The following is a 21,230-nucleotide window of genomic DNA, read 5'->3' as shown; positions in this document are numbered from 1 at the left end:
AACATAGCAGGGATTATAAACAAATATTTTTTTCATAAAATCAAATTACAGAAGAAACATTTCATTCTGCGATGAAGATCAAATATTCTCAGAAACACTGAAATAACGCGTCCCCCTCTTACCATGCAATCGACCGTTCATTTCCAATCGTCAATAAAAACGCATAATTAATTGATATTAATATACTATTTTGATTTTAACTCTTCTTTATTACACCTCGAAAACCCTGCCAATAACCGGCCTAAGCTTTTGGTGTAAGTCCCATTTTCAGACCTGATATGAGGCTTTTATCTTCGTCACACAACTGGGGAATAAATTTCATTTAATCTTGAACTTGAAATTTTTATTCCTCATACTGGTTTTAGAAATGTCATTACAGGTTTATTTTATCGGTCACTGTCGGGGCTTGGTTTAATACAGAAGGAAATGGGGATGGGTACACAACACAAAGTACTGGATGTCATATGTATCGGTCGTATTGCCGTCGATTTTTATGGGCAGCAGATTGGTGCCCGGCTGGAAGATACCAGTACATTTGCCAAATATTTAGGCGGGTCATCAGGTAATGTTGCTTATGGCACGGCAATTCAGGGCTTGAAGTCAGGCATGCTGGCACGTGTTGGCGATGAACATATGGGCCGTTTCCTACGCGAGGAATTACAGCGTGTTGGGTCTGATACCCGTTTTCTTATTACTGATAAACAACGGCTGACAGGTCTGGTTATTCTGGGTATTAAAGATCAAGAGACTTTTCCACTGATCTTTTACCGTGAAAACTGCGCTGATATGGCCCTGACGCCAGATGATATTGACGAGACATATATTGCTTCATCACGCGCGCTGGCAATCACGGGTACACATCTTTCGCATCCGAATACCCGAGCAGCAGTGCTAAAAGCATTGGAATATGCCCATAAGTATGGGTTGCGCACAGCGCTCGATATTGATTATCGTCCGGTATTATGGGGCCTGACCTCACTTGGAGACGGTGAAACGCGTTTCATAGAGTCGCAAAAAGTAACGCAGGAATTGCAGGAAGTACTGCATCATTTCAATTTAATCGTTGGTACAGAAGAAGAATTTCACATTGCGGGGGGGAGCACAGATACGCTGACAGCCCTGCAAAATGTGCGTAAAACCACGCCAGCGACACTGGTTTGCAAGCGCGGAGCACAAGGTTGCTCTGTTTTTGAAGGGGATATTCCCACCCGTTGGGAGTCAATCAAACTGCATTCTGGTGTGCGCGTCGAGGTTCTCAACGTATTAGGGGCTGGCGATGCCTTCATGTCTGGCCTGCTGCGCGGTTATCTGAATGATGAAGGCTGGGAGCAAGCCTGCCGCTACGCCAATGCCTGTGGGGCGCTAGTTGTTTCACGTCATGGTTGTGCTCCAGCGATGCCGACAAAAATTGAACTGGATGATTATCTTAGCCGCGAATATTCCGTGTCACGCCCTGACAAGGATAGCCGCCTTAATCATTTACATCGGGTGACTACCCGTAAGCAACAGTGGCCTGAACTTTGTGTTTTTGCCTTTGACCACCGCAAACAATTGGCTGATATGGCCCGTGAAGCCGGTGTTGGTGAAGAGCGCATCCCAAAACTTAAGACATTGTTGCTACAAGCAGCGCAACAAGCCGCTTTGGAGTCTGGATTGGAGCATAAAAGTGGCATTCTGGCTGATACGACATATGGTCAGGAGGCGCTCAATATCATTACCGGCCAGGGATGGTGGATAGGCCGCCCCATAGAATTACCTAGTTCCAGGCCATTACGGCTTGAACACGGTAATATTGGTTCCCAGCTAATAGATTGGCCACTGGAACATGTTGTTAAGTGTCTGGTTTTTTATCATCCCCAAGACCGTGCAGAACTGCGCCAACAGCAGGATGAGCTGATTGTGGATGTATATCGTGGATGCTGTAAATCAGGACATGAATTGCTACTGGAAGTGATTTTACCTGAAGATAATAAGGATAAGGATGAGCGCTATTATATTGAAACTATGGCTCATTTCTATCAACTAGGCATTCAGCCAGATTGGTGGAAGCTGCCGCCGCTAACGGCAGAAAACTGGCAACTGGTTGGCAAACTGATTGAAACTGAAGATCCCTATTGCCGAGGTGTATTAATTCTTGGGCTGGACTCGACAGAGGCCGTATTAAAAGCAGGGTTTGCCGCTGCTGCACACGCCCCGTGGGTTAAAGGTTTTGCTGTCGGCCGGACCATTTTTGGCCTGGCATCGCGCCACTGGTTACAAGGTGAATTGAATGATGCCGAGTTAATGACACAAGTGAAACAAAATTACCAAACCCTGATCGGTTATTGGCGTGACTATCGCCCTGCGATTTGAATTAAAAACGACTCTATCGGCGCTGAAGTGATACTGCCTCAGCGCCACTATTATGCCGCTATCTACGCTGTTTATTCCCCATAAAGCCAAAAAAATCCTGATTTCCATCAAAGTTAATAAAGGAATATCTTTAGATTTCATTCATTTCTATTAATATAGTTTGGTGAATTTATTTAAGTTTCGATGAAATAAAAGCAAATACTGACATCAATAAATGAAATTTTCCAACCACCTGTTAGAATACTGTCAGATAGACTCAAAGAACTTGGGGTTGCAGCCAGCCAAAGCGAACACATCTCGACGAGCTGACACATGTCAGTCATTCGGGTGAATAACCTTAGCTAACAACCTTGCAGCTTTAAGTACGAAGGGAATAACCCCTGAAATTTCCTCTGCCGTGGGCCGAATGGATGAATAACCCTACTCAACTTTCATTGTTACAAGACCAAATTCGTCATCGCTATGAGACGTTAAGCAAACGCTTAAAACAAGTTGCCCGTTATATATTGGATAACAGTAATAGCATTGCATTTGATACGGTTGCTTCTATTGCGGCTCAAGCCGACGTACCACCTTCAACATTGATCCGATTTGCTAATGCCTTTAATTTCAGCGGCTTCAACGAAATGAAACAGGTATTCCGCCAGCATTTGATGGAAGAAACCGTTAACTATACTGAGCGAGCACGGTTATTCCGCCAAATATCGACAGATGGCAGCACGGCACCAGAAAGTCCGGCAGAAATACTGAATGTATTTACCATGGTAAATGCACAAGCGCTGCAACAACTGGCCGTACAAACCAGCGCAGAACAGTTGGAGAGAGCAGTTAACTTGTTGAAAAATGCTGAAAATATCTATGTGATTGGTCTACGTCGCTCTTTTAGTGTTGCTTCTTATCTCACCTATGCGTTACGCCATCTGGAACGTCGTGCTTTTCTGATCGATGGGCTAGGGGGAATGTTCTCTGAACAACTGAGCATGGTGAAACCCAAAGACGTAGTGATCGCCATTAGTTATTCACCTTATGCGCAAGAGGCGTTAGAACTGGTGGAATTAGGGGCGAAGAGTGGTGCACAGCAGATTGCGATTACAGATAGCCAGGTCAGCCCATTAGCGGCTTTTAGCGATGTATGTTTTGTCGTGCGAGAAGCTCAAGTTGACGGTTTCCGTTCGCAAGTAGCCTCTATGTGTCTGGCACAAACATTGGCAGTTTCACTGGCACTGAATAACGCGAAAGAGTAAACACTCCAATAGGAGACTCTGTTTGTTTTTCGTCATTTCTGCTCACACCTAGAATGGGTAGGATTCCTCCTGCCCCATTATTATATGCTTTAGCCAGAGTAAGTTAGCTGTTATTAACCGGATAGTTATTGCTGTTGATCCATGCGTGGTCTTTCTCCCAGGTAAATTTCCATAACCGTACCGGCCCTGCCATCACATTCAAATAATAGCTGTCGTAGCCTGCTAACGTTGCCACCGGGTGATAACCTTTGGGGACTTTCACCACATCACGGTTATAAACAGGCATACACTCATCCAGTGAACGGTCGTCAGTATAAACACGCTGCATACAGAAACCCTGTTCAGGGTTCAACTGGTGATAATAGGTTTCTTCAAGATAAGTTTCGTCGGTAGAATTTTCCTGATCGTGTTTATGACTTGGATATGAGCTAGTGTTCCCTTCGTCTGTGTAGACCTCTACCACCAACAAACTGTCCGCAGGCTCACTGTCAGGCAGAATATTATGCACTAACCGCTGGTTGCGCCCCTTACCGCGCCGTTCGACCCCGACATCAGCCGGCGTAATCAGGCGGGAAGGCAAATGCCCCTGTGCAGGGGCACGGCATACCGCCAATTCCAAGTCAGTTTCTGCCACCACTTTCACATGATCATGATGTGGGACATAAACAGAATAAGGCGGTGTTCGTTCGAACGGACTCATACGTTTACCAATATGTGGGTATTCAGCGTGCAGAGTTGAAACTGAAGCAACACCAGCAACCAATACCAGACAGAGTTCATTGTCACCACTGTCCAGAACTAATGCTTTACCCGCAGTAAGACGATAGACATCAAATCCAACAAAACGCCAACCCGCATTTTGCGGTGAAATGTGTTGAATACGTCCATCCGCATCCGGTAACTGACATTTGGCAAGCAGTGAAGACATAATAACTCTCCTGTTAACACTGAAATTAACCCAAGGCACACCCACTAGCATTAGCCAAGTGTTGGCATACTGTACTCTGAAACCGTTTGCTGGCCGGTAGGCCAACGGGCAGTGGTTGTTTTCATCCGGGTATAAAAACGCACGCCATCGGTACCGTGAACATTTAACGCACCGAATACCGAGCGCTTCCAGCCACCAAAGCTATGGAATGCCATTGGGACAGGTACTGGAACATTGACGCCAACCATTCCGGCCTGAACTTCATGCACAAATAGCCGCGCATAATGGCCGCTACTGGTAAAAATAGCGCTGCCGTTGCCAAACTCATGGCTATTAACTGTATCAATGGCTGTTTGGTAATCAGGGACTCTGACAATACCCAGTACCGGCCCAAAAATCTCTTCCCGATAGATTTTCATCTGTGGCGTGACATGGTCAAACAGAGTGCCGCCTACATAATATCCCTGCTCATAACCTGCAACTTTATAATTGCGGCCATCGGTGACTAACGTTGCGCCCTCTTTCACACCTTGATCGATATAACCGAGCACTTTTTTCTGATGGGTGGCTGAGATTAGCGGCCCCATCTCATTTTCTTCACCACCTTGCTGCAAGCCAGGGCCGACTCGCAAGTGAGTGATGAGTGGTTTTAACTTCTCAATTAATTTGTCCGCGGTGTCATCACCCACGACAACCGCAATCGGCAAAGCCATACAACGTTCACCCGCCGAACCAAATGCACCACCCATCAATGCATTTACTGTGGCATCCAAATCAGCATCAGGCATGATAATTGCCTGATTTTTAGCAGCACCAAATGCTTGTACGCGCTTACCGTGTGCACTGGCAGTAGCATAAATATGTTCAGCTACGGTAGAAGATCCAACAAAACTGACGGCCTGAATTCGTGGGTCAGTGCAGAGTTGGGCTGCACTCTCATTTGAACAGTGAATAACATTGAATACACCATCCGGTAACCCAGCTTCAGTCAACAATTCCGCCAGACGAACAGAAGCTGACGGGTCTAATGCCGGTGGTTTCAGGATAAAGGTATTGCCGCAAGTTAAGGCGATGGGGAACATCCACATCGGGACCATAGCAGGGAAGTTAAACGGTGTTATACCTGCGACCACACCTAACGGCTGCATCATGGAAAAACAATCCACCCCCGTACCAACATCTGCGGAATATTCACCTTTCAAGAGATGTGGAATGCCACAGGCAAACTCGACGACTTCCAGCCCACGGGTGATCTCACCCAACGCATCGGAATAAACCTTGCCGTGCTCACGGACAATCAACTCAGCCAACTCATCACGATGTTGCTCAATCAGTGCTTTAAAGTTAAACATAATACGGGCGCGACGCAGTGGGGTAGTCCGTGACCAATCGGCAAATGCTTGATGAGCCACGCCGATAGCCTGATTAACTTCCTCGGCAGTACTTTGCGTAACCTGGCTTTCGACTTTACCGGTGGCTGGATTATGAATCTCGGCAGTCTGATTGCTGGAACTCAGGGAATTCTTCCCGCCAATAAAGTTACTCACGATTTTCATGTCTAACCCTCTTCTCAATAGCTGCTACCGCAAGGTTCGCTCAAAGTGGCTTTAACCTGACACTCATTCCTAACGGACCATACGCTCAATCAGTAAAGGCTATCTTGTGGTGGGACCAAAATAGCCAGCAAGGCGACCTGCCACCAGAGAGGCGAAAAACCAGCCGACATGCAGACTCTATTCCATTGAAAAAAAAGTTTCAAATAACTTCTTTTAGAAATTTTGTTTTGTGCGATGTATCGCAAGTTCCTGCAAGGCTTTAACACCACCATCAAAAAAGCCAGATAGCCCACGCAACGTGCCAAAAAGGCTAAAAAATCTCGTTCTTTTGCGATAAATAAATTGTTAAGGTTAAAAAAACAACGGCAATAACTCGATTTTATTAGTTCTTAATGAAAGCTGAATCGTTTTTTTAGCTTAATTTTTGAACTACATCTAAAAATTAATGTTTCGTTATTTAATTAAAATGAAATAAATGTTCTTATCTTGAGCTATATATAGCATTTACCACAGCAGGAGCAGAGCACCATGTCCATCGCGCAAGATCGTTTCTGTATTAATCGCAAAATCGCCCCGAATCTCAGTATTGAGAATTTTTTCCGTCTGGTTAAGAGATGTGGCTTAAATAAGGTTGAGCTACGCAATGATATGCCCGGTGGAAAAGTGACTGACGAGCTAAGCACAGCCCAACTCAATGCACTGGCTGATGAACATCAAATTGAGATTGTTACTATCAATGCATTGCAATATTTCAATCTGCCAGAGCAGCGAGGCGAGCTACTACAAGAAGCGGAAAACATGCTCAAGTTGGCACGGGATATCAACTGTCACGGAGTCATTCTGTGCCCAAACTGTAGTGCCAGTGACAAACGTTCAGCCGAGCAAAAAGAGCATGACACCCTGGATGCACTGCGGCTACTTGCCCCCCTGTTTAAGAAATATCAAGTCACTGGATTAGTTGAGCCTTTAGGCTTTGGAATCAGTTCATTGCGTTCTCATCTGGTAACACAATCACTGATCCGCACATCGGCTGCCCCCTACCAAATGGTGTTGGATACTTTCCATTACTACCTGAGTGATATCGTTCAGGCCGAGTTTGATGCACATATTGACGTTAATATAATTGGCTTAGTACACCTTTCCGGCGTCGAAGAGAACAGGTTGAAATCCACACTGACTGATGAAGACCGCATTATGCTCAGCGAGCAAGATAAGTTGAACAGTAAGCAACAAGTCGCAAATCTTGAAGGTCTGGGTTATCAGGGAATTTATGCTTTTGAACCGTTTTCGTCACAACTAAATATTTGGTCTGAAGCTGATATAGAAAGAGAAATTCGCCAGAGCATGGCTTATTTACAAAGCTAATCAGCCCTACTGATATTGGGGCTGATAACTGACTATTGGGCTTAACACTTTAAAACGGAACTCAAGACATCGGCTCGGGGTGCCTGTTTTCTTAGACATCCCGACATGCTAACTGTATTGGCAAAATTACTATCCTCTCTGCTCATTATGAGCAGAATCACGGCTACCTGGCGCTACGATTGCTCCAGCGTACGACCAGGCTAGCTGCACCCGCGAGGGTAATCAGACTAACTACAGCAGTCCATCCCATTTTTTCCAGCATCAGGCTGCCTAAAGCTGAACCAACCGCCATCCCAACAAACACACCGGTAAATAACAAGGCATTGAGCCGGCTACGAGCTGCAGGTTCCAGGCTGTAAATAATGGTTTGGTGTGCTATCAGTGTCGCCTGAACGCCGAAATCAAAACCAATCGCGCTGATGACCATAAGCCCAATCTGATATTGAAGTGGCAATAGCGGCAGAAGAAATAACGCTGCAAATGAGAGGGTTGCCACACTTGTACCAATCAAAGTAACCCTATGTGGTCCACGGCGATCCGCCAATGCTCCAGCAAGAGGGGCCGCCAAAGCACCTGCGGCACCGGCAAGGCCAAATGCACCGGCAACAGCACTACCAAGATGATAAGTATCTTGTAACATCACTGCTAGTGTTGACCAAAAAGCACTGAATCCGACCGATAACAACCCTTGTGATAGCGCCGCACGGCGCAAGGTTTTAAACTGAAGCCACAAGTGAATCATCGACATAAGTAGTGCTGGATAACTCAGTGTTGAAGCGGCGGGAACCCGAGGTAAACCGCGCCATATCACCAGCGTTATAAAAATAACTGACAGCGCCGCACCGATATACAGCACCCGCCAACTAAAATATTCGGCGACAAAACCACTCAGCACCCGCGACAGTAGAATCCCCAGCAATAAGCCCGTCATTACAGTTCCGACGGTCTTGCCCCGTTGTGCTGCTGAAGCCAACGTCGCTGATGCAGGAACAATGTCCTGTGCCATGGTTGCGGCAATCCCGACCACAAAGCTGGTGACTAACAACCCATTGATACCAGAGATAAAACCACTGCACAGCAACGCTGCGGTAAGCAAAAGACCTTTCAATAAAATAACAATCCGACGATCGTGGCGATCACCTAGCGGGGCGAGCAACAAGATACCTAAAGCATAACCAATCTGTGTCAGTGTCGGCACCATACCAACCGTACCTACACTGGCATGCAGGTCGGTACCCATAACCCCCAATAATGGCTGACTATAATAAATTGAGGCAACGCTAAGCCCAGCGCCGGTTGCCAACATAAGAACTGTCCGGCCGGAAAGGGTTTTCTCAGGACTATCTAAAGTACTTGGTATGGTTTGAATGGCTGACATGGCGGCTACCTATAATGATATTGAGTCAGTATTTTTGCCTGAGTAGACATGTGTTGGTAGTCGCCTAAAGAGTAAAACTGTTATACGCTTAACGTATGATAGAACTCGGTTTGACTGGCATTGATCGTATAGAGTTAATGCAGACATTTATCCGCATCGTTGAGGCTGGTAGTTTATCGGCAGCAGCAGTACGCCTGGGTACAAGCCAGCCGACGATTAGCCGGCGGTTACAGACACTGGAACGCCTGCTTGGTCTGAAATTATTGCAGCGCACTACGCATGTTATGAAGCTCACCGACGATGGCGAACGCTGCTATTCCCATGCTAAAGCACTGGTTGAAAACTGGCATAGGATGGAGGATGACCTGCGCGGGGCCACGGACGAGCCCAGAGGAGTACTGCGAGTTTTAGTGCCGCACGCGTTCGGGCAAGATCAATTAATCAAACCGCTTAAAGACTATTTAGGCCGTTATCCGAAAATGTCTGTGGAATGGATGCTAAATGATCGCCGCCCGGATTTCATCGTGGAAGGTATTGATTGCGCCATTCAAGTTGGAGCCGTCACCGATCCTTCGGTGATTGCGATTCTGCTGGCCGAGGTGCCGCGTATTGTCGTCGCCGCGCCTGAATTGCTCAATGATAAGCCGCTACCGCTACATCCTGACCAATTGCAGGATTTACGCTGGCTGGCATTAAGCTCCTTTTACCGTAATGAAGTCGTCCTAAATCATCAGACGAGTGGTGACATACATCGATTTTCTATCCAGCCACAATTGAGTACCGACAGTCTGTATGCCTTACGTAATGCCGCACTCGCGGGGGTCGGGGTAGGAATCGCCTCAACGTGGGTGGTAAGCGAAGATCTTGCACAAGGGCGGTTAGTACATCTAACTCCCGATTGGCACGGATTACCTTTGCCCATCTATCTGGTTTATCCCCATGCCAGTTTTTACCCAGCAAGATTACGGGCATTTTTAGATATTATGCGCCACGCCATGCCGAGTCTGGCTGGCACGCAACCCCCAGCGCAAAAATAGAAAAACCAGCCCGAGGACTGGTTCTTGATAATGACAGATGCCTTTTAAGGATTGTGCAGATAAAGCAATTAATTCTATCGCAGCCATCCTTCATTGGTGAAAAACTTAGCGCCTTCCGTTGTAGTCAAATAAGCCATGAATTGCGCCGCACCTATATCTGCTTTCGGTGAAATTGCCATATTGAAGTCGCGGTAAATTCGTCTTTCCGGCTCAATAGTCACCATATCGACTTTATCCGCGTTAGCAATCGGCCAGTCACTCCAGGTGATCCAGGCATCTGCTTTTAACCGTTGGAAGGCCTTAAATGCAGCACCACTCCCCTGCTCATAGGCCACGATATGTGACCGTACTTGTTTGATATCTTCCAGCCGGCCCAAACGCCCGGCAATATCTTCCCACAAACCGGTACCTGAGGTGTTGTAGGTTCCTTTACCTTCGGTCACCACAATTTTGACCGGTTGTTTGATCAGATCCTCAAAACTCTTAATATTTTTAGGATTACCTTTTGCTACTGCAATCACTGCCGGATGAATAAACATCGGCACAACATCCTTGCTGGCCACAAAAGGATAATTCTCCAGATACGCCGTCATCGATTGCTCTGAAGCACTGAAAATAATATCAGCACGTTGCTGGGCATCTTTTGACCATTTCTTCTCTGGCCCGTAGATTATTTCCACACGTTGTCCGGTCTGTTGCTGAAAACTCTCTGCGGCTTTTATCAACGCGGTGTGAGGTCCGCCCGGCCCATAGACGCGAACCACGCCATCGTTGGGTTGATGGATGATATTAGTATCGAGAAATTGGCCGCTGGCGTAGGACAGCGCCGATGCCATGATACTCAGTGTGCCAATGATTAACTTTCTAATTTTCATCAACTATTCTCATCGTTATACCGTTGAAGCAGACAGTTCAATACAGGTACCTTTGAACAGAACCTTGCTTGCAGGATTATTATTTGCCGTAATGAAAAGCTCACTGCTGTTTTTGACAGTATTCCATTCCGTTGGCGTGAGTAATTTAGGGACAGTTAAATCAGTAAATCGCCCTAATAACACCGTCTGACCGGTATCTTTATTTCGTGCCCATAACATGGCTGTTTCCATTCCTGCATCGGTTGACTGATGACGGGCATTCCATTTCAAGCGAATACTTGATTCCCCTGGTTTGTCACCTTTGTAAGCCATCAGGACAAAGTGGTCGGCCTTTTCTGCGGACGACATAACTGCGATATAGCTGGGCATGGCGACTTGCGGCTTGGCCATAAACAACATAGTGCTGGAAAATAGCAATAACAGTGCCACGCAAGCAAGCGACAATGTTGGCCACTTTCTTGGCCCCAACCATGCCCACAACCCCGGTTTTACTGGTTGTCCCAATGTGGTCTGAATATTTTTCCATACCCATGAAGGGGGCTTATCTGATGTCATTGGTTCCAGTCCACTTAAACGTGAATGCCACTGCATAACCAGCTCATACCAGCTTTCATCTTCCGCCATCAGAGATTCAAGACGTTTTCTGGTTTTGGGGGATAATGTGCCAAGTAAATACTGACTCACCAGATGTTCCCGGATGACTAAATTGCGATATCGACCCGGAGTTAAGTGTCCATGCATTGTTTTAACTCCTTTAGACCGCGCCGTATCCACGATTTGACCGTGCCCAACGGACGCGCCAATCGTTCAACAATTTCCTCATGGGAGTAACCATGGATATAAGCCAACCTTATCGCTTGCCTTTTTTCTTGTGTCAGCGAAAAAATACAGCGATTTAAAATGGCAAGGTGAGCTGCGGTATCGGTTTCATCTTCTTTCCCCACTTCCGATAACATGTCTGCCTCTTCAAAAATAGGATGATGACGGCCATGCTGTCGGACATGGTCAATAGCCAGATTACGCATTAATTGACACATCCAGGCCCAGGGATAAGTCGTTGGGCTGCGGTCAGCAGCAAACCAGACTTTGAGATACCCCTCTTGTAATAGCTCGGCGGCAATATCTCGATCAGCCACAATTTTCATGATCAAGCCGTATAACTTGCGATTAGTTTGGCTATATAAGGTTTCAAAAGCCTGCCTGTCTCTCAGCTTGACCCGAGAGAAAAGTTTCTGTAGTTCTTCATTTGCTGTGACCACAATAACCTCAAACGCGTTATTTAAAGATGAACCAGATGCCAGACATCTTTTATCTGATCACCCGTGATATCACCGGGTTGTTTATCTTTAATCCAAGAATATAAAGGCTGGTCCTGATAGGCCCACTGATAGGTACCATCTTTACGTGCAACAACGCTGAACGGCGCACTGGCTTTGTCATCTTTTTGGGCTGCTAATGGCGGCCAATTTGCGGCGCAATCTTCATAGCATACCGATATCCCTTTGCTGTCTTTAGAGAAGGTATAGAGCGACATATTGTCTTTATTGGCTAAAATCTTGCCGGAATCGGTGGTGTAAACCTTGACCGGCGCCCTATCTGCACGGGCAAGTGACCATATATTCTTAAAGCCCGCTCCGGTAATATCCCCAGGCTGTAGATCTTTATGCCAGAGATAAAGTGGGCGATGGTTCAGTGCCCATTGCAGACTACCATCCGCACGTTTAATTTTATCCAGCCCAGGGAGTTGAGTGGCATTATCTTTTACCAACAACGGTGGCCAAGCCTTGGCACAATCCTTATAGCAATTGGACAAGTCTTGCTTGTCATTATCGAAGGTATACAGGGTCATACCTTTACTGTCGGTATAAACTTGTCCTAACGTAGTCTCTTTTACTGCGACATCAGAAGCCAGAGCCGAGAATGCCAGTAAGCCGATCATTGCAGGTAGCAAGCGGAGTTTCATCGTTGATATCCTTGTTGTGTGTTTGATTACTCTGATAGAGACGTTCAGGTGATCATTTTGGATGCACTCAAAGGAAAATATTTTTGAATTTATGTTTTTGCTGCATTAAAGAAAAACTTTCGCGATTACTCAAGTAACCTATAAATAACTATTTAAACAACAAAGTAAAATCCCCGCCTTTATTACTAATCATTAAGGTGGGGATTTTATCAGTCATGCATGTATTTTATCTGTAACAATTCTCTATATACCAGCCACGTTATAGTCTATTTACTCTTCATGCTGAATTCGGCACAAATACTGAGGGAAATTTGTGCTAGAGGGAGGAAATAACAGAAACCTATATTCTTCGCTGCCAAAATGTAGCGTTGGTATACTGGTTTCTGAATAGAATCAGTGGTTGCTAAATTAGTGGTCTGCCAAGGCTGAGTTCAGATTTCATCTCAGATAATAACCACAGAGAAAAATCCCGCATCGCGGCAGTTTCTGTGCGCGATTGTAGCCGAGTTAACCAATACCCACCCAGGCTAATCGTGGTGCTAAAGGGCTGAATGATACGTTCTCTGAGTAACAGATGCGTAAACATGGACGGTGGAGCCAGCGCAATGCCTATCTCTGCCTGCGCCGCTTCCAGCATGCTCACCGACGAATCGAACACCATTATTTGCTGAGAAGGTGAAGGGACACATCCTCCAGCCGCACTAAACCATGCCGACCACTCATCGCGACGATAGGAACGAAGCAGCGTAAATTTTTGCAGGTCATCAGGCTGGTGTAAACATCCCGCTAACGAGGGAGCACACAAAGGTGCAAGTGGCGCATCGCATAAAAATTGCGACTCAGTATCATGCCAGGCACCATTGCCATAGCGAATAGCATAATCCAGCCCTTCAGCCACCACATCAACACGGTTGTTATGCGTTGAAAGTGAAACATCCACATGTGGATAACGTTGTTGAAAATCCCTCAGGCGCGGCAGGAGATAGCCGGTTGCAAAGGTCCCAACCACACCTACTCTGACTTTCTCACGCATTACCCCAGCGGAAAAACGGTCTAGCGTGTCAGCGATACGATCAAAGGAATCATTAAGGATCGGTAGGAGATTCTCACCTTCGGTTGTTAACACTAATCCGCGTGAAATACGAATAAACAGACGGCAATTGAGGCGTTGTTCCAGCGCTTTGACCTGCTGGCTTATTGCTGCATGGGTAACGTTTAATTCGATAGCAGCCTTAGTAAAACTTAACTGTCTGGCTGCGGCTTCGAAGGCGCGAAGTGAATTTAGGGGAATATAACTGCGTACCATAGGATTATCTGTTAGATTTTCTATTATCAAACACTAAATATAATCGATTGTTATCCATAGTCAATCATCGCAAAATCAGCGACGCAGAAGGAGACACACTGCTTGTTGTTTATCAATCTAAGGAAGATTTTCTAATGTTGAAAAAGTCTGTAATCAATACCTTGGTCTTTACCGCTATCGCAACTTCGCCATTTTATACCTCGGCACAAACCATACTTACGGAGCAACAGGTTGCGGCTATCGTCAATAACACCCTTAAGCCGTTGATCGAACAACAGAATATCCCCGGCATGGCCGTCGCTGTATTTTATGACGGAAAGCCACAGTTTTTTAACTATGGCGTAGCGGATATAAAAGCAGATATCCCAGTCACTGAGAATACGCTGTTTGAACTCGGTTCAGTAAGTAAGACCTTTACCGGAATAGCTGGGGAATATGCCATGCAAACCGGCATTATGAACCTTAATGATCCAGTGACGGAATATGCTCCTGAGCTAACGGGTAGTCAGTGGCAAGATGTGAAAATGCTGCATCTGGCAACCTACACTGCGGGGGGGCTACCTCTTCAACTGCCCGATTCGGTTACAGACCAAAAATCATTATGGCAATATTATCAGCAATGGCAGCCACAATGGGCACCTGGAGTGATGCGCAATTACTCCAATGCCAGTATTGGTTTATTCGGGGCGTTGGCGGTGAAAAGAAGCCAATTAACCTTCGAAAACTACATGAAAAAGTATGTATTCCAGCCCTTAAAACTGACACATACTTTTATCACTGTCCCTGAATCGATGCAGTCAAGCTATGCATGGGGATATAAGGATGGCCAGCCAGTACGCGTTACATTGGGCATGCTGGGTGAGGAAGCTTATGGGGTAAAAACCACCACGAAAGATATGGTGAGATATATGCAGGCCAATATGGACCCAGACAGCCTACCTGCCGAAAACGATAAGTTAAAGAAAGCCATCATCGCGGCTCAGTCTCGCTATTTCCAGGCGGGGGAGATGTTCCAGGGGTTGGGATGGGAAATGTATAACTGGCCTATCAACCCACAGGAGGTTATCGCCGACAGTGGCAATGATATCGCGTTGAAACCGCGTAAAGTTGAGGAATTGCTGCCAGCACACCCGGCAACACGGGCATCCTGGGTGCATAAGACCGGTGCTACCAATGGCTTTGGGGCTTATATTGTCTTCATCCCAGAGGAAAATATTGGCATAGTGATGTTAGCTAACAAGAATTACCCTAATCCTGTTCGCGTGCAAGCTGCCTATAATATTCTTCAGGCATTGCGTTGATAGTCATGCCGCACTAACTCCATGATAGATCAGATAAAATAAGACTGACCATAGATTTCACTATGGTCAGTTTAGTGTTATTGCCTTATTTCTTCTCAATCATCGGGCTGTATTCTATCGGCACCCAAGTGTAGCCAACTTTATTTGCCCGGACATGGCCCAAACCAGGGAACGGAAGATGAGCGCCCGCCACCCACAGTTTGTCTTTAGCGGCGGTGGCAAAGATAGCTTTGCGCGTGGCCACTGCCTGTTTGCTATCCGTATCAAATTCTAAAGAGACATTCGGGCGCGCAAATTGGATGGAATGACTGTGTACAATATCGCCCCACACCAGCAAGTTGTCGCCTTTTGAGGTAAAAAGATATGAAGTATGCCCTGGGGTATGGCCCGGCGTTGGCACCACTTTGACGCCTGGTAATAAGGTGTCACCAGCAGTGTAAATTTTTAATTTATTGTTTGCCGCATAAGGGGCAACCGATTCCATTGATTTTTCAAACATTGGGCGCAGTTCTGGCGTAGCTTTACTGGCGACGTCTTTATTCAGCCAGAAATCGGCATCCCCTTTTGACACATACACAGTAGCATTAGGGAATGCGGCTTTACCCTGATTGTTAATACCACAGGCATGATCGGGATGTAGATGGGTCAGCAATACAGTATCAATTTGCTCAGGCTGATAACCCGCAGCACGAATATTATCGACCACAGCACCCAGTGTCGGCCCGAAACATTGTGCGGTGCCTGCATCAACTAAGACTAGGTTGGTTCCGGTATTGATCAAGAAGGCATTTACCGCAGTCTGTACCCCGTTGGTGCTATCAATAAACATACTGGACAGCAGCGTCTGGATATCTTTCTCATTGATATCCTTCAGCAGATTGGTACCCAGCTTTACATAACCGTCATAGATGGCTGTGACTTCAAAATCACCTAATGCCATACGATAGTAACCGGGAACCTGCGTCTGTTGCTGCGTGGGTGCGGCAGCCATACTGATCGTCGGGAAGCCAAGAGGCAGAGCGCAGGCTCCAACAACCATCAGAGCCAGTAATGCTTTACACCGTGGTAACTGTTTCAGTAAAAGCGCCTTCATAAATCTCTCCAGAAGTGAATAACGATTCTTATCATGATGTTATTAATGATAGATAACGCAGAATAATGAGCACCTTAATCAAGATACTTTCTAAATGTTTTATTGTCTTTTAAAAAATTCGGCCGAGGGAGGATTTAGGCGTTAATCTGTGTCGGGGTAGACCTTTCCGAGTTTTGTTCGGGAATATAGGGGGGAACAATAAAAAACACCCCCATTAGGCGTAATGCTAATCAGTTAAGGATCACTTGGAGTGATCCTTATTACACCAACTTCCTAACCATAAACCCTAACTACAAACAATTAATATTGTCTTCAATACTGCAATCAGCGTTCTAGCCACGTCAAATTAGCATGGTGGAAAATAAATCCAATTTATTGATATAAAGCTAAAAAACAAACTTTAATGTCATTAAAATCGAGTCTATTCGAATTCTAGCGTCACTGAACAGACTTTATTGTTTCTGCATAACCGCTGTGTTGGAAAAATAAAGTTTGTACATAAGTCCGACTCGGTATATTAAAGTTTGTACACTAATCGAGTGATTGGGAACTTTTGAGTTATTATTTTCTCGGATTTTCAAAAAAAGCAGGCTTGAATGAACACTGCTGTCACTTTCGCTACCTGTAACAGCCTGCATTTATAAATGGAAAAATCTGCAGTTATCGCGTTTTTCAACCCAAATTATCTGCATCTATCCGGGGAGTGGCCCCAGTCATTATCGTACAGGGAAACAGGTTTATCTGGCCTAGGGGGCTTGTTGCAAATAATGAGTGTCGGTGATTTTACTGATAGATGAGCGGGATAATTAAGCTAAAACCGCCTCAATATGAAAGAGCCGATTCATAAAGGCGGATCTTTCCCGCACTCGACGTTCAGGCTCGTCACGGCGTAGCCAAATATCAAATTGACCTTTATTCAGTCGTCGCAATGTTTCAACTCCCTGAAGCGTTGACCCGGCAAGGTTTGGCCGTTTGAAGCCCCCGCCCGCTTTGACTAATTTTTTGATGGGGGCATATTCAATAAACCAACGGTAAATGGTAGAGCGGTGAACGGAAACCCCACGCTCTGCCAGCATATCGCTGATATTGGCATAACTCATCGGGGTTGAACCGTACCACCGTAAGCACCACAGAATGATCTCGGGAGCAAAATGTTTTCATTTGAAATCGCTAGGGGGCCAGGTGGGTTCACTGAAGAAGGGATGAATAACCTCAGTTTTCATGACAACTCCATTTTTTGCAACAAGCCCGATAACATCATCAAAAAAACAGCATGTTACCCGACGGGGTCTTAGCGCCACAAAGCCACTGACTTTTCCCCCACTAAACGCGGGGGAATACCAGAGAAGCAAAACCAAATTTAAAAACTCAAAACTCTATCGACGACACATTACATGCCTAGGAATATCGGCGTCACTGAAGCTATTGGTAACGCCCGCGATCGAGTCGCCAAGGTAGTAGAAGCCAGTGCTGGGGTTCTGAGTGTCGCCCGTCCAGTAGGTGGTGCCGATAAAACCGGAGCCAGTGTAGTTATCCATTCGCCCCCATTCATCGAACAATGAACCCACCACACGGGTACCAAATGAGGAGTAGGAAGAACTCAAGTCGGTGCGTGATGGCTGAGACGCCAGCTGTAGACTACAGAACCTCACAGCATCTGACCAAACAGCCATTGTGCTATCGTTATGTATAAACCATTTCTGCACAGCAAATGTGTAGCTTAGTGGACTTCCTCCATCCTTGGGTGTCGCCGTAATGGTCACTGGCCCAGTAGGTTTGCTGTTGAGCTTCACTTGACCGTCACCATTGACGTTTACGGCCCCTGGCTGGTTGGAACTCCAGGTGAAGTCGCTCGCATTTCTGTTCATATTTAGTATGAAGGTAGCCGCGGTAAAACCTGTTTTTGGAAATTCATCGTTTACAGTGAACACATGGCCGTTAACGGCTATTCCGGTAAACATCGAATCCTCCACAAAGGTGGTGCTGACCGTCTGGTTGCTGCCGTTCACCGTGGCGGTGACCACACTGACACCCGGCGCAGTATTAGTCAGTGTCGCCGTAGCAACCCCGTCCACGCCAGTAGTACCAATCACCGTCGTCACGTTCGCCCCGTTGCTGGCAGTAAATGTCACCACCTGGCCCGGTACAAGGTTGTTACCCGCATCCGTCACTATCGCTTTCACCGCATTGGTGGCTCTGCCATTGGCGACCTCGTTATCAGTAGTCGCCGTTAGGTTAGCTGCGGTGATTTCCGCTGTGCTGCCGTCCGCCACAAAAGTGGTGTCGACCGTCTGACTACTGCCGTTCACCGTGGCGGTGACCGCGCTTATTCCACTCTTCATATTGGTCAGTGTCGCCGTGGCAACCCCGTCTACGCCAGTAGTACCAATGACTGCCGTCACTTTCGCCCCGTTGCTGGCGGTAAATGCCACCACCTGGCCTGCGACAGGATTGTTACCGGCATCCGTCACTATCACTACCACCGCATTGGTGGCCGTGCCGTTGGCCACCCTTCTATCGGCAGTCACCTTGGCTGCGGTGATTTTTGCGGTGCTGCCGTCCGCCACAAAGGTGGTGTCCACCGTCTGGCTGCTGCCGTTCACCGTGGCGGTGACCACACTAATCCCCGAGTCAGTATTAGTCAGTGTCGCCGTAGCAACCCCGTCCACGCCAGTAGTACCAATTACCGTCGTCACTTTCGCCCCGTTGCTGGCGGTAAATGTCACCACCTGGCCCGGTACAAGGTTGTTACCCGCATCCGTCACTATCGCTTTCACCGCATTGGTGGCAATGCCATTGGCAACCTCATTATTGGCAGTCGCCGTCAGGTTGGCTGCAGTGATTTCCGCTGTGCTGCTGTTCGCCACAAAAGTGGTGTCGACCGTCTGACTACTGCCGTTCACCGTGGCGGTGACCGCGCTTATTCCACTCTTCATATTGGTCAGTGTCGCCGTAGCAACCCCGTCCACGCCAGTAGTACCAATCACCGTCGTCACGTTCGCCCCGTTGCTGGCGGTAAATGTCACCACCTGGCCCGGTACAAGGTTATTGCCCGCATCCATCACTATCGCTTTCACCGCATTGGTGGCAATACCATTGGCAACCTCATTATCGGCAGTCGCCGTCAGGTTCACTGCTGCAACAGTACTAGGCATAACAGTGATCTGCACTGTCGCACGTAATGACACATTACCTTGGATGTCATGAGCCACTGCACTTAACGTGTGGGCATTACTACCACTCCGCGTTAGCCGATGCGAGGGTAATCCTACTACAACAGCGTGCGCAGATACCGGTGTGAGAGAACCTCCTGCCGCTATCAAGGCAGAACTGTCCCACTCAATACGCTCAAGGCCATGTCGGGTGGATACCTCTGCACTCAATGGAACGCTTGTCCCCCCCTCACCGCTTATCATAGCCGGAAGGATCAGCTGTATCACCTTCTGTTCCTGATAATTCAGCACAATATTGTTGTTACGCTCGACTAAATCATAACGACTACCCGCCAAAGTGCGCGTTGCTGCCACGGCTGATGGACTGATATGAGATTGCCAAGATTCACCCAGTCGGTAATTTAGCTGGAAGTTAATGTTGCTGTCGTTTTTACTGCCTTTACCGGCGCGATGTTCAGCCCCAATAGTCACTAATGGTATAGGGGTGTAATTTACACCCGCAGTAATAGCATAGGGGTTTTTCTGGCGGTTATCTTTGCCAAACAAGGCCACATCATCACCACGGTATTTTTCATACATGACCTTGCCGCCAAGTTGGGGATGAGAGGGTAAATAAGTTTCTGCCCGCACATCATAGCCGTTGGCAGGCCGTTCTTTATAGTCAGCAAAATCCCGTGAATGATGCCAATCGGTGGTACCGAAGTAACTGTTACCCGAGAACTTCAGGTAGTCGGTCCAAGCCTCTGCGCCTACCCCAACCCGCCGGTTTTTGCCTGTAACATCATTATCAAAAAACGCATTAGCCCCATACATCCAGCTATTCTGGAAAGTACGCACTCCAGCACCAACGTTAACGGTGTTACGATCGTCTTTATTTCGGGCACCCAATTGGGTAAAAAGTAGGGATTTCTGATTATCATAAAGTGGAACCAGTACATCGACCATACTGCCATCCAGCTTAAAATCTTCATTAACATTCATTTGTACCCGGGCGGTACCAAACTGGCTCAGCAACTGCTGCGTGGAGTTGTTTAATTCATTGTTGGCAGCTGAGTTGAGCATGCGCTCACCAGATTTTACTGCATTGCCATTAGATAATGCGACAGCACCGGTCTGGGCATAACCGGCCAGCTTATTATTTATGTGAATATCAGCATGTGAATAACTTTCATCACTAATGGATAACGAAGGCAGCTTACCGGAAACATCAATTTCATCCCCTAACTTGGCGACAGTATTAATGTTTTTACCGGTCTGCAAAATATAAGACTCTGTAACCGTATTGACTTGCGAAGTATACGAAGAAGACGCGACAACCGCAGGTGAAAATGCCAAACTCAAAGGAAACAGTAACTGAAACAGGATATTAATCCACGCAATAATCCTGAACGTTTGTGGTAGTGCGTATGCCCGCGTGAACCCATGACTCGAGGATGTTTTTAGTGATTTCGTCCAAAAAAAATTACGCAATTTATTATACTCAGCCGAGTAAAAAAACCGTCACATAACCTCGCGATTTAATCAATATTGCCTAAATCTCGTTTGATATTGTAGAGTGACGAAAATTTTTTAGTGTTAGTTTCCTACCCCCCCCACGGAATCAGGTGAGTAACGATAAACTACCGTATCTATATTGCTAGATTCGACACTGATCGGCAG

At 46.7% G+C, this 21,230-nt stretch carries 16 protein-coding genes; 5 read left to right on the top strand and 11 right to left on the bottom strand.

Annotation, left to right across the window (positions count from 1 at the left end; all coding sequences use genetic code 11):
• Window positions 1–432: 432 nt before the first annotated feature.
• Window positions 433–2,352: a 5-dehydro-2-deoxygluconokinase gene (gene iolC, locus Q2T72_RS00755; RefSeq protein WP_083161295.1), complete on the top strand. Its 1,920-nt coding sequence runs from the start codon at window positions 433–435 to the stop codon at window positions 2,350–2,352.
• A 410-nt stretch (window positions 2,353–2,762) separates the two neighbouring features.
• A complete protein-coding gene (locus tag Q2T72_RS00750; protein WP_083161297.1) occupies window positions 2,763–3,596 on the top strand; it encodes a MurR/RpiR family transcriptional regulator in 834 nt (277 codons plus the stop codon).
• 103 nt (window positions 3,597–3,699) lie between these two features.
• Here Q2T72_RS00750 and iolB read toward each other — a convergent pair whose 3' ends face one another.
• Together iolB and Q2T72_RS00740 are read right to left on the bottom strand one after the other, a co-directional pair.
• Window positions 3,700–4,524, bottom strand: a complete 825-nt coding sequence (iolB, locus tag Q2T72_RS00745; RefSeq protein WP_372568480.1) for a 5-deoxy-glucuronate isomerase — start codon at window positions 4,522–4,524, stop codon at window positions 3,700–3,702.
• A gap of 50 nt (window positions 4,525–4,574) precedes the next feature.
• Window positions 4,575–6,080: a CoA-acylating methylmalonate-semialdehyde dehydrogenase gene (locus tag Q2T72_RS00740; protein WP_372568479.1), complete on the bottom strand. Its 1,506-nt coding sequence runs from the start codon at window positions 6,078–6,080 to the stop codon at window positions 4,575–4,577.
• Between the two features lie 528 nt (window positions 6,081–6,608).
• Here Q2T72_RS00740 and Q2T72_RS00735 point away from each other — a divergent pair.
• Window positions 6,609–7,445: a TIM barrel protein gene (locus tag Q2T72_RS00735; RefSeq protein WP_372568478.1), complete on the top strand. Its 837-nt coding sequence runs from the start codon at window positions 6,609–6,611 to the stop codon at window positions 7,443–7,445.
• Window positions 7,446–7,608: 163 nt separating this feature from the next.
• On the opposite strand, the gene Q2T72_RS00730 is transcribed toward Q2T72_RS00735, so the two are convergent.
• Window positions 7,609–8,823 (bottom strand): MFS transporter, encoded by a 1,215-nt coding sequence (locus Q2T72_RS00730; protein ID WP_372568477.1) that lies wholly within the window; start codon window positions 8,821–8,823, stop codon window positions 7,609–7,611.
• Between the two features lie 95 nt (window positions 8,824–8,918).
• Here Q2T72_RS00730 and Q2T72_RS00725 point away from each other — a divergent pair, with 95 nt between their 5' ends.
• Window positions 8,919–9,860 (top strand): LysR family transcriptional regulator, encoded by a 942-nt coding sequence (locus tag Q2T72_RS00725; RefSeq protein ID WP_372568476.1) that lies wholly within the window; start codon window positions 8,919–8,921, stop codon window positions 9,858–9,860.
• A 74-nt stretch (window positions 9,861–9,934) separates the two neighbouring features.
• On the opposite strand, the gene Q2T72_RS00720 is transcribed toward Q2T72_RS00725, so the two are convergent.
• The 5 genes from Q2T72_RS00720 to ampR form a co-directional block, all read right to left on the bottom strand.
• Entirely contained in the window at window positions 9,935–10,735 is an 801-nt protein-coding gene (locus Q2T72_RS00720) for a substrate-binding domain-containing protein (protein WP_372568475.1), read from the bottom strand.
• A gap of 15 nt (window positions 10,736–10,750) precedes the next feature.
• Window positions 10,751–11,476, bottom strand: coding sequence for a hypothetical protein (locus Q2T72_RS00715; RefSeq protein WP_083161311.1), 726 nt, complete (start codon window positions 11,474–11,476; stop codon window positions 10,751–10,753).
• Complete coding sequence (locus Q2T72_RS00710) at window positions 11,461–11,994, bottom strand: RNA polymerase sigma factor (protein ID WP_083161313.1); 534 nt, start codon at window positions 11,992–11,994, stop codon at window positions 11,461–11,463. The genes Q2T72_RS00715 and Q2T72_RS00710 overlap by 16 nt, the downstream gene beginning before the upstream one ends.
• A gap of 20 nt (window positions 11,995–12,014) precedes the next feature.
• Complete coding sequence (locus Q2T72_RS00705; protein WP_083161315.1) at window positions 12,015–12,698, bottom strand: hypothetical protein; 684 nt, start codon at window positions 12,696–12,698, stop codon at window positions 12,015–12,017.
• Window positions 12,699–13,101: 403 nt separating this feature from the next.
• The gene (ampR, locus tag Q2T72_RS00700; protein WP_083161317.1) at window positions 13,102–14,004 is read right to left on the bottom strand and encodes a LysR family transcriptional regulator AmpR; all 903 of its coding nucleotides are present in this window, start codon (window positions 14,002–14,004) and stop codon (window positions 13,102–13,104) included.
• A 134-nt stretch (window positions 14,005–14,138) separates the two neighbouring features.
• Here ampR and ampC point away from each other — a divergent pair, with 134 nt between their 5' ends.
• The gene (gene ampC, locus Q2T72_RS00695) at window positions 14,139–15,305 is read left to right on the top strand and encodes a class C beta-lactamase (RefSeq protein ID WP_372568474.1); all 1,167 of its coding nucleotides are present in this window, start codon (window positions 14,139–14,141) and stop codon (window positions 15,303–15,305) included.
• Window positions 15,306–15,390: 85 nt separating this feature from the next.
• On the opposite strand, the gene Q2T72_RS00690 is transcribed toward ampC, so the two are convergent.
• The 3 genes from Q2T72_RS00690 to Q2T72_RS00680 form a co-directional block, all read right to left on the bottom strand.
• The gene (locus Q2T72_RS00690) at window positions 15,391–16,398 is read right to left on the bottom strand and encodes an MBL fold metallo-hydrolase (RefSeq protein WP_083161321.1); all 1,008 of its coding nucleotides are present in this window, start codon (window positions 16,396–16,398) and stop codon (window positions 15,391–15,393) included.
• 806 nt (window positions 16,399–17,204) lie between these two features.
• Window positions 17,205–17,537, bottom strand: coding sequence for a hypothetical protein (locus tag Q2T72_RS00685; protein WP_372569837.1), 333 nt, complete (start codon window positions 17,535–17,537; stop codon window positions 17,205–17,207).
• 237 nt (window positions 17,538–17,774) lie between these two features.
• The gene (locus Q2T72_RS00680; RefSeq protein ID WP_372568473.1) at window positions 17,775–20,912 is read right to left on the bottom strand and encodes an inverse autotransporter beta domain-containing protein; all 3,138 of its coding nucleotides are present in this window, start codon (window positions 20,910–20,912) and stop codon (window positions 17,775–17,777) included.
• Between the last annotated feature and the right edge of the window lie 318 nt (window positions 20,913–21,230).

Source organism: Yersinia sp. 2466 StPb PI, assembly GCF_041538325.1.
Lineage (GTDB): Bacteria > Pseudomonadota > Gammaproteobacteria > Enterobacterales > Enterobacteriaceae > Yersinia > Yersinia enterocolitica_E.
The sequence above is the reverse complement of the archived record's forward strand: the minus strand, read 5'-3'. Positions and strand labels throughout refer to the sequence as shown.

Excerpts from the sequence above, each read along its gene's own strand:
- iolC (WP_083161295.1), top strand. The coding sequence starts at position 433 with ATGGGTACACAACACAAAGTACTGGATGTCATATGTATCGGTCGTATT.
- Q2T72_RS00750 (WP_083161297.1), top strand. The coding sequence starts at position 2,763 with ATGAATAACCCTACTCAACTTTCATTGTTACAAGACCAAATTCGTCAT.
- iolB (WP_372568480.1), bottom strand. The coding sequence starts at position 4,524 with ATGTCTTCACTGCTTGCCAAATGTCAGTTACCGGATGCGGATGGACGT.
- Q2T72_RS00740 (WP_372568479.1), bottom strand. The coding sequence starts at position 6,080 with ATGAAAATCGTGAGTAACTTTATTGGCGGGAAGAATTCCCTGAGTTCC.
- Q2T72_RS00735 (WP_372568478.1), top strand. The coding sequence starts at position 6,609 with ATGTCCATCGCGCAAGATCGTTTCTGTATTAATCGCAAAATCGCCCCG.
- Q2T72_RS00730 (WP_372568477.1), bottom strand. The coding sequence starts at position 8,823 with ATGTCAGCCATTCAAACCATACCAAGTACTTTAGATAGTCCTGAGAAA.
- Q2T72_RS00725 (WP_372568476.1), top strand. The coding sequence starts at position 8,919 with ATGATAGAACTCGGTTTGACTGGCATTGATCGTATAGAGTTAATGCAG.
- Q2T72_RS00720 (WP_372568475.1), bottom strand. The coding sequence starts at position 10,735 with ATGAAAATTAGAAAGTTAATCATTGGCACACTGAGTATCATGGCATCG.
- Q2T72_RS00715 (WP_083161311.1), bottom strand. The coding sequence starts at position 11,476 with ATGCATGGACACTTAACTCCGGGTCGATATCGCAATTTAGTCATCCGG.
- Q2T72_RS00705 (WP_083161315.1), bottom strand. The coding sequence starts at position 12,698 with ATGAAACTCCGCTTGCTACCTGCAATGATCGGCTTACTGGCATTCTCG.
- ampR (WP_083161317.1), bottom strand. The coding sequence starts at position 14,004 with ATGGTACGCAGTTATATTCCCCTAAATTCACTTCGCGCCTTCGAAGCC.
- ampC (WP_372568474.1), top strand. The coding sequence starts at position 14,139 with ATGTTGAAAAAGTCTGTAATCAATACCTTGGTCTTTACCGCTATCGCA.
- Q2T72_RS00690 (WP_083161321.1), bottom strand. The coding sequence starts at position 16,398 with ATGAAGGCGCTTTTACTGAAACAGTTACCACGGTGTAAAGCATTACTG.